Source organism: Streptomyces spinoverrucosus (genome assembly GCF_006539505.1).
Lineage (GTDB): Bacteria > Actinomycetota > Actinomycetes > Streptomycetales > Streptomycetaceae > Streptomyces > Streptomyces spinoverrucosus.
On record NZ_BJND01000203.1, the window covers coordinates 1 to 853 of the forward strand.

Consider the following 853-nt stretch of genomic DNA (forward strand, 5'->3'; position numbering starts at 1 on the left):
GCGGGAACCGGGCGCGTCGTGCCGTGGAGTGCTGAGCGCGTCTTCGCCGTGCGGGCAGCGCTGCCCGAGCGCTACCGCGCAGCGGTAGACCTGGGAGGCGGGTGCGGGCTTCGGCAAGGTGAGATCTTCGGACTGCCCGTCGAAGAAATCGGCTTGGACTCCGGGTGGTTGCACATCGCGAATCAGGTGAAGGTGACAAAGCAGGGTCTCGTGTTCGCCCCGCCGAAGCGGAACAAGATCCGCGACGTCCCCTTGCCGAACCGCGTGGCGCACATCCTCAAGCAGCACATGGAGGCATTCCCCCCGGTAGAGATCACGCTGCCGTGGCTCCGAGTGGACGGCCCGCCTGTCACGAAGCGGCTGCTGTTCACCCGCCTCGATGGCGCCGGTGCGGTTCGGCGTACCGACTTCAACGACCGCGCGTGGAAGCCTGCTCTCGTCGCGGCTGGAGTGATCCCCCAGCCAAATCCGGGCGAGCGCCACCAGGCCGCCCGCGAACACGGCATGCACGCGCTCAGGCACTTCTACGCCTCGGTCCTGCTGGACGCCGGCGAGAACATCAAGGCACTGAGTCACTACCTCGGACACAACGATCCGGGGTTCACGCTCCGGGTCTACACGCACCTCATGCCGAGCAGCGACGCACGGGCCCGGAAGGCGGTGGACGGCCTGTACGAGGGCGCCGATCCGACGCCGGACGGCCCAGAGACGGCCCAGGGGCAGTGAGCCGCGATGAGGCCGACGGTTCGCGACCGTCGGCCCCATCCGTCGAATCGGTGGGAAACCTGCCCTGACCTGCGGTTAGAGCACCGGCAGATTCTTCCGCAGCTCGAACGCCGTCACCTCGGACCGG

1 protein-coding gene is annotated in these 853 nt (G+C 68.1%); it reads left to right on the plus strand.

Annotated elements, in window-relative coordinates:
* On the plus strand, positions 1-726 hold a 726-nt coding region (locus SSP24_RS42535; RefSeq protein WP_141316634.1), incomplete at its 5' end, for a tyrosine-type recombinase/integrase.
* Positions 727-853 lie beyond the last annotated feature (127 nt).